At 71.4% G+C, this 6681-nt stretch carries 6 protein-coding genes; all 6 read right to left on the bottom strand.

Annotated features, from left to right (window positions below; all coding sequences use genetic code 11):
* Positions 1 to 3: 3 nt before the first annotated feature.
* Positions 4 to 1314: a glutamate synthase-related protein gene (locus ACFV04_RS12615; RefSeq protein WP_380340315.1), complete on the bottom strand. Its 1311-nt coding sequence runs from the start codon at positions 1312 to 1314 to the stop codon at positions 4 to 6.
* Positions 1311 to 2327: an asparagine synthetase A gene (locus ACFV04_RS12620; protein ID WP_380340313.1), complete on the bottom strand. Its 1017-nt coding sequence runs from the start codon at positions 2325 to 2327 to the stop codon at positions 1311 to 1313. Before ACFV04_RS12620 ends, ACFV04_RS12615 begins: the two co-directional genes overlap by 4 nt.
* Positions 2324 to 3739 (bottom strand): methylaspartate mutase, encoded by a 1416-nt coding sequence (locus ACFV04_RS12625; protein ID WP_380340310.1) that lies wholly within the window; start codon positions 3737 to 3739, stop codon positions 2324 to 2326. Before ACFV04_RS12625 ends, ACFV04_RS12620 begins: the two co-directional genes overlap by 4 nt.
* A complete protein-coding gene (locus tag ACFV04_RS12630; protein WP_380340307.1) occupies positions 3736 to 4188 on the bottom strand; it encodes a cobalamin B12-binding domain-containing protein in 453 nt (150 codons plus the stop codon). Before ACFV04_RS12630 ends, ACFV04_RS12625 begins: the two co-directional genes overlap by 4 nt.
* An 81-nt stretch (positions 4189 to 4269) precedes the next feature.
* The gene (ccrA, locus tag ACFV04_RS12635; RefSeq protein WP_380528793.1) at positions 4270 to 5523 is read right to left on the bottom strand and encodes a crotonyl-CoA carboxylase/reductase; all 1254 of its coding nucleotides are present in this window, start codon (positions 5521 to 5523) and stop codon (positions 4270 to 4272) included.
* A 142-nt stretch (positions 5524 to 5665) separates the two neighbouring features.
* Positions 5666 to 6681, bottom strand: a 1016-nt coding sequence (locus ACFV04_RS12640; protein WP_380340304.1) for an alpha/beta fold hydrolase, incomplete at its 5' end; no start/stop codon positions are given.

Below are 6681 nucleotides of genomic sequence, written 5' to 3' on the forward strand. Positions count from 1 at the left end.
CGGTCAGTCAACTGCCGTGGACCAGGCTGGTGCGGGCCGCAGATCCCCGGGACCCAGACCCCCGGTCCGCAGATCCTCTGTCCAAAGATCCTCGGTCCCCAGGGAGGCGGGCTCGTACTTGCCCAACGCGCTGATCAGCAACCGAAGTTCGAGCGCCAGACAGTCCACGAGGTTGAGCAGACCCGCCTTCGGGTCCTCGTCCACGGCGAGCAGTGCGGCCCGCCCGAGTCCGACCGCGGTGGCCCCGAGCGCCAGGCACTTGACGGCCCGGGCGCCCTCCCACTGTCGCCCGGAGGCGAGCAGACAGGCGTCCCGGTTTCCGATCCGCCGCAGGCATTCGCCCAGGGGGAGGCCGAGTTGGTCGATCGCGGCGACCGGCGCCCAGCCGGTTCCGCCCTCGGCCCCGTCGACCGTGACCGCGTCCGCCCCGGCTTGCCAGGCGGTCGCCGCGGCCAGCGCGACGTCCCGTCCGGGATGCAGCTTCACCCAGACCTTGACGCGGGGGAAGTTGTTGCGCATCAGCCGGATCTGCTGGCGCAGGATCTCCTCCGTGAAGGTCCCGGCGCTGCCGCAGCGCAGGACCTCCTCGGCGTCTCGGCCGAATACCGGGTCCAGGGCGAACTGCTCGTCCACCTGCGCCGCGGCGGCGCGGTTCAGCAGAGTCATCCCGCCGAGGCCCGGCTTGGCGCCCTGGCCGACCTTGAGTTCGAAGGCCAGCCGTCCGCTCTCCAGCAGCGGTTGCGCGGACGGATCACTGTGGACGAGGTTCCACACCTCGGCGTCGGCGTCCTCCGTGCTCTGCTGGACCGCCACGCCGCCCAGCCCGTCGGGGAGTTCCTCCTGGTAGGCGGCGAGCCGGTCGAGCACGGTACGCCGGGTCCGCTCGCCGCCCCGGCCGTATCCCGTCATCGGCACGATGTTCTCGCCGATCACCATCGGGATGCCCAGCCGGCCGGCCTGCCGGCCGGCGTTCAGCACCTGCCCGGTGCCGGCGGCCCTGGTCGAGCCGAAGGCGGACAGGTAGAGCGGCAGGGCGGAACGCAGGCCGCCGACCACCGTGTCGAGGACGACGTCGCTGTGCAGCGGTTCCCGGCCGAGTTCGATCAACTTCGCCAACCGTTGCGGCATGAACACCGGCGGGGTCAGCCGCAGCGCGTCCAGGGGGTCGCCGTTGCCGACCGCAGCCGGACCCGGGGTCGAGCCGAAGAGGGCCTCGCCGTAGTCCTGCCGGTCCGGGAACGCCGCCGCCGCGCCCGCGCGGGCGCGGGCCCGGACGGCGTCCTCGGCGAATCCCCGTGCGCGCACCGACGTCATGGCGACACCACCCCCGGCAGCTTCGGGAACGCCGCCGCCTGCCAGACGCCGTCCAGCCCGGCGAGGTAGCGGGTGAGCCGCTCCAGGCCGATGCCGAAGCCGGCGCTCGCGGGCACGCCCTCGCGCAGCAGGTCCAGGTACCACCCGTACTTGGCCGGGTTCTCGCCGGTCTCCCGGATCCGGCTGACGATCCGGGTGTAGTCGTACTCCCGCTCGCTGCCGCTGCACAGCTCGCCGTACCCCTCCGGGGCCAGCAGGTCGAAGTTGCGCAGCACGCCGGGCTCGGTCGGGCTCTCGCGGTCGTAGAAGCCGCGCGAGCCCTTGGGGTAGTCGGTGACGAAGACCGGTCGCCCCAGGTGGCGGGAGAGCAGGGCCTCGCCCGCCCAGTCGATCTCCGCGTCGGCGTTCTGGGTGTGTCCCAACCCGGCCAGCTCGTCTATGGCCTGGGCATGCGTCAGCCGGGCGAAGTTCCGGGTGACCACCTGCTCGAAGGCGGCGGTGTCACGGCCGAGGGTCTTCAGCTCGGCGGGCAGATCGCTCACCACCCGGCTCACGATCCGCCGGACCAGCTCCTCCAGGACGCCGGTGATCTCCTCGCGCGAGGCGCCCGCCATCTCGACGTCGATCTGGTGGAACTCGGCGAGGTGCCGGCTGGTGTCGGTGGTCTCCAGCGGCTCAAGCCGTACGTTGGGAGCAATGAAGAAGATCTTCCCGGCGGTCAGCAGGGACGCCTGCTTGTAGAGGATCGCACTGGTCATGAGCTTGTAGCGGTGGCCGTAGAAGTCCACGTCCACCTGCTTCGAACCCCGGGTTCCCGGGTCGGTGACCGGTCCGATGACCGGCGGCAGCATCTCCACGAAGCCCGCCCCGGTGAGGTGTTCGCGGGCGACGGCCAGCACGTGCCGCTGGACGGCCAGGACGGCCCGGGTGACCTCGGAGGTGAGGTGGTCACGCAGACCCCCCGGAGTCGGCAGCCGTCGACCGGTGGGCGTGGGCTCGGGAACGTGCGTCATGGGACCGGTTCCTTCTCGTGTCGGGTGGGATCGGCGACGTCGACCGGAGCGGTCAGGGCCGGGTACCGGGCACCGTGCTGAGCGGCCGTACGGGACGTTGCGTTTGCCAGGGCGAGTCCGTCGAACGTGCGCTCGACGTAGGAGAGCGAGCTGAGCAGGTCGGAGGAGGAGAGCCGGGTGCGGTCCCGTGCCGTGGCGCGGACCGGCATCGCGCCGGGGTCGCACCAGTGCAGCCGCCCCTCGGCATCCAGCAGACTGCGCGTGCGGCCGGCGTTGTCCGGGTGCAGGCAGTACGGGACGTCCAGCAGGCCGAGGGCGAACGCCCGGACCAGCGCCCGGCCGACCGAGCGGTCGAGCGCCAGGACGGCGTCGATGACGGTCCGGGCCTCGTCGAGGATGCCGGTGTCCTCGACGGGTGCGCGGGGACGTCCGGTCGCCTCGCCCTCCGCGGCCCGGGCGGCGGCCTCCAGCGCCGCCACGTTCTCCTCGACGGTCGGGATCCGGTGCGCCTCCGCGGCTGTCTTGACGATCAGCCGGGCGGCGCCGGTCCGCACCGCCAGGCGGGCAGCCTCCGCCAGGAGCAGTTCCGCGCCGTACGAGGTGCGCGGATACACCCCCATGTAGGTGTAGAGGACGATGTGCCAGTCCATCCCGCCCAGCAGTTCGCCGGCGATCCGGGCCAGCGCGCCGACGGCCTCCTCGTCCTGAGCGGCGTTGGTCTGCTGCGCGTAACTGAGCGAGACGCTGCGCAGACCGTGCTGGCGGAAGAACAGCGCCTCCAGCACGGAGAGCGCGACCAGCAGCCCGGGCGGGGCCAGTTGGCCCATCATGCAGCCGCCGAAGGTCTCCAGGTGCGGCTCGACGCCGCGCTCCGCGAGGCGCGCGAACAGCTCGCAGCACCTGGCCCATTCCGCGACGGACCGCTCCAGCGGATCCCGGCTGTAGGGCAGGCAGTAGGAGACCGGCCCGCCCTCGGTGGCGGTCATCCCGGCGGCCGTCAGCGCTTCGAAGATGTCGTGCGGGGCGGGCGAGCCGTGCCGGACCTGGATCGGGAAGTCGGGGCCGGCGATCCCCTCGGTGACGGCGAGGGTGGTGGCGGTGCCGTGGGCCACGATGGGGTAGCCGTTGAGGGAGACGCCTTCGGCCATCGCCCGGCGGGCACGTTCGTGGGCGCCCAGGCGGGTGTAGCTGTCCAGGGTGACCGTGCCCACGGTGACCGCCTCGGCCTGCCGGGTGGCCCGCAGTCCCGACCGCATCAGCCCTGGGTCGCTCATCCCCATCCTCGGTTGGACCACCAGGTGACCGGCCCGCCGGGCCGCACCGACGAAGCCGCCGAAGGACCGGGGCGGGGGCCCGGCCGGACGGTCACCGCCGCCCGGGCCCGCCGGCCGGGCGAGGCCGTGCCCGCTCACCCCGCCACCCCTGTCGGCAGCGACCGGACGAAGTCCCGGAACCCGACAATGCCCGCGCCGTCCTCGAACACCGCGTCGAAGCCCGCCGCCAGCAATTCGTCGGCGCCGCCGCTCCGTTCGCCGCCGATGCCGAGCTTGCCGCCGATCACGACGGGCGTCCGTCGCAGTTCCGGGCAGCTCCGCAGCAGACCCACCACGCGCTTGCCGTCCACGGCGCCGTGCCCGTTGACCGTCGAGATCACGATCAGGTCGGGACGCACGGTGCGGCACTCCTCGACCACCATCTCGTCGGGCACGCAAGCACCGAGGTTGGTCACCCGGTGCCCCAACTCCTCGAGGAGCAGCTGGAGGTAGACCAGGTTCCAGGTGTGGGCGTCGGAGGCCAGGCTGGTGACCACGACGTCCAGGCCCGTGGGTGCGGGCGGGCGCGCGAAGACCTGAGATTCCACAGTCGATTCCCGTCGAAGGGCTTGGGGCGAGGAGCTTGGGTGCAGCGCGGGTGGGCCGCTCAGCAGTGCGGAAGGCCGGGCTCAGCGGTGCGGAAGGCCGGCGTCGCCGGTCGCGCCGACGAGCGCGGCGACGTTGCCCGGCCCCTGCACGCCTTCCATCAGGTGCTGGTGGGCCTCACCGATCCGGTCGAACGCATAGGTGTTTCCCAAATGCGGATCGAGCAGGCCCATGTCCACCAGGCGGGTCACCGCGTGGCATTCCCGCGGATTGGCGAAATGAGAGCCCTGGAGCCGCTTCTGCCGCATCCACAGATACCGGAGGTCGACGTCCACGGTGAATCCGGACGTGGCACCGCAAATCACGATCATTCCGCCGGGAGCACAGACGTAGACCGATGTGGGAATGGTGTCACTGCCGGGGTGTTCGAACACTATCTTGGGAGACACCTTGTTGCCAAGGATTTCCCAGACCTCCCGGCCGAAAGCCCGCAGGTCGGCCGTCCAGGGTTTGTGCTCCGCGGTACCGGCCTCCGGCACCCGCCCCCAGTGACGGTATTTCGTCCGGTCGATGACACCGGCGGCGCCCAGGTCCAGGCAGTACTTGGCCTTCTCCGGCGAGGACACGACGGCGATCGGTTTGCCGCCCATCTGCAGGGTCAGCGAGATCGCCATCGAACCGAGGCCGCCGGAACCGCCCCAGATCAGCACGCCGTCGCCTGGCTGCACGGTGTTCGGCGGCCAGCCGTTCAGCTGCCGGTACGCCGTCGCACCGGTCAGCAGGTACCCCGCCGCCTCGGCCCAGCTGAGCCGACCGGGCTTGGGCAGGCACTGGAACTCGGCCACCAGCGTGAACTGGGCGAACGACCCCCAGTTCAGCTCGTACCCCCACACCTGCTGCGACGCCGCCAGCATGGGGTCCAGGCCTAGCCGGACGTCCGGGTCGTCCTCGTCCCAGCGGCAGCCCGACAGCACGACCTCGTCGCCCACCTCCACCCGGCGGACGCCGGCACCGACCTGCCAGACGATCCCGGAGCCCTCCGAGCCGCCGATGTGGAACGGCTCGGCACTTCCCTGCCGCTGACGCATCGCCACCACGTCGACCGGACGGCCCTTCGCGGCCCAGACGTTGTTGTAGTTGATCCCGGCGGCCATGACCGCCACCAGCACGAACCCCGGCGGTACCTCGGGGGTGTCGACGACCTCCGTCCGGAACGCGTCGACCGGGTCGCCGTACCGCTCCGGGCGGATGACCGAGGCGTACATGCTGCGCGGAACGGTCCCGAGCGGGGGCAGATCACCCACGTCGTACAGGGTGTCGGTTTTCTTGGACTCCATGAGATCTCCCGTGTCGGCGGGTCGGATTCGGTGGGGCGAATTCGGCGGGACGGATTCCGGGGAAATATTCCGGGGGGAAAGCATTCCGGGAGGGATGCATTCAAGGGGGAGGTCAGGATTCTCGGGCGAATCCGGAGGTCCGCTAGTCCTGCGGATCCTCCAGATGCCGGAGAATGTCGTCGGCGATGTCCCCGATGCTCGGGTTCCGCATGATCGAGTAATGGTCACCCGCCAACTCCCGCCATTCGAGGCGGGCGACGAACGGGCGCCAGACGGGTTCCAGGGAGTGCTTCCACTGATTGCCGGTCGCGGTGTACAGCCGGAGGTCGCAATCGACCCGGCGCGGCACGAACGCCGCCATCCGACGGAGCTGGAACGTCCTGATCCCGAGGTGGGAGATCACCGCGTCGAAGCCGAGCAGCAGAATGTCCTCGGTGACCCCGGCCTTCCGAAGCACGTCCGCCGCGGCCGGCGAGATCCCGCTCGGCCGACCCTCAGCGCGCAAGTCATCGGCTTGGGCGAGGAGTTCGTCGAGGGTGTCGGCGTCCCTGGTGATCCGCTCGCGCAGTTCACCCTCTGGGAGTACCGAGTCGATCACGGCCAGCAGACCGACCTCCTGACCCCCGGCCCTGGCCTGCCCGGCCAGCTCCAGGGCCACCAGCCCACCGAACGACCAGCCCGCCAGGTGGTAGGGCCCCTCGGGCTGCACCGCGCGGATGGCCGCCAGGTACCGGGCGGACTGTGCCGGCAGGTCGCCTCCCAGCGCCGTCCCGTCGGACGGCACATCGACGCCGAGGACGTTCACCCGCCCGACGAGCCGGCGCGCCAGGTGGGCGTAGGCACTGGTACCGCCACCGATCTCGTGCACGCAGAACAGGGTGGGCCGGCCCGGGGCGTGCCCGTTCAGACGCACGATCTCGGGTGCGACCGGGTCCCGCTCCGACGCTGCCTGCTCGGGCCTCCGCAGGGCGGCACTGAGACCGGCGACCGTCGGGAACTTCACGATGTCCTTGGGCAGCAGCCGGAAACCCCGGGCCCGGGCGTCGACCACCACGCGGGTGGTCAGCAGGGAGTGTCCGCCGAGGTCGAAGAAGTTGTCGTGGACGCCGACCCGGTCGACGCCGAGGACCTCGGCCCAGATCCCGGCGATGACGGTCT

The organism is Kitasatospora sp. NPDC059599, assembly GCF_042735125.1.
Classification (GTDB): Bacteria; Actinomycetota; Actinomycetes; order Streptomycetales; family Streptomycetaceae; genus Kitasatospora.

Bases quoted from the DNA above. Each gene is read 5' to 3' on its own strand.
- ACFV04_RS12615 (WP_380340315.1), bottom strand. From the start codon at position 1,314: ATGACGTCGGTGCGCGCACGGGGATTCGCCGAGGACGCCGTCCGGGCC.
- ACFV04_RS12620 (WP_380340313.1), bottom strand. From the start codon at position 2,327: ATGACGCACGTTCCCGAGCCCACGCCCACCGGTCGACGGCTGCCGACT.
- ccrA (WP_380528793.1), bottom strand. From the start codon at position 5,523: ATGGAGTCCAAGAAAACCGACACCCTGTACGACGTGGGTGATCTGCCC.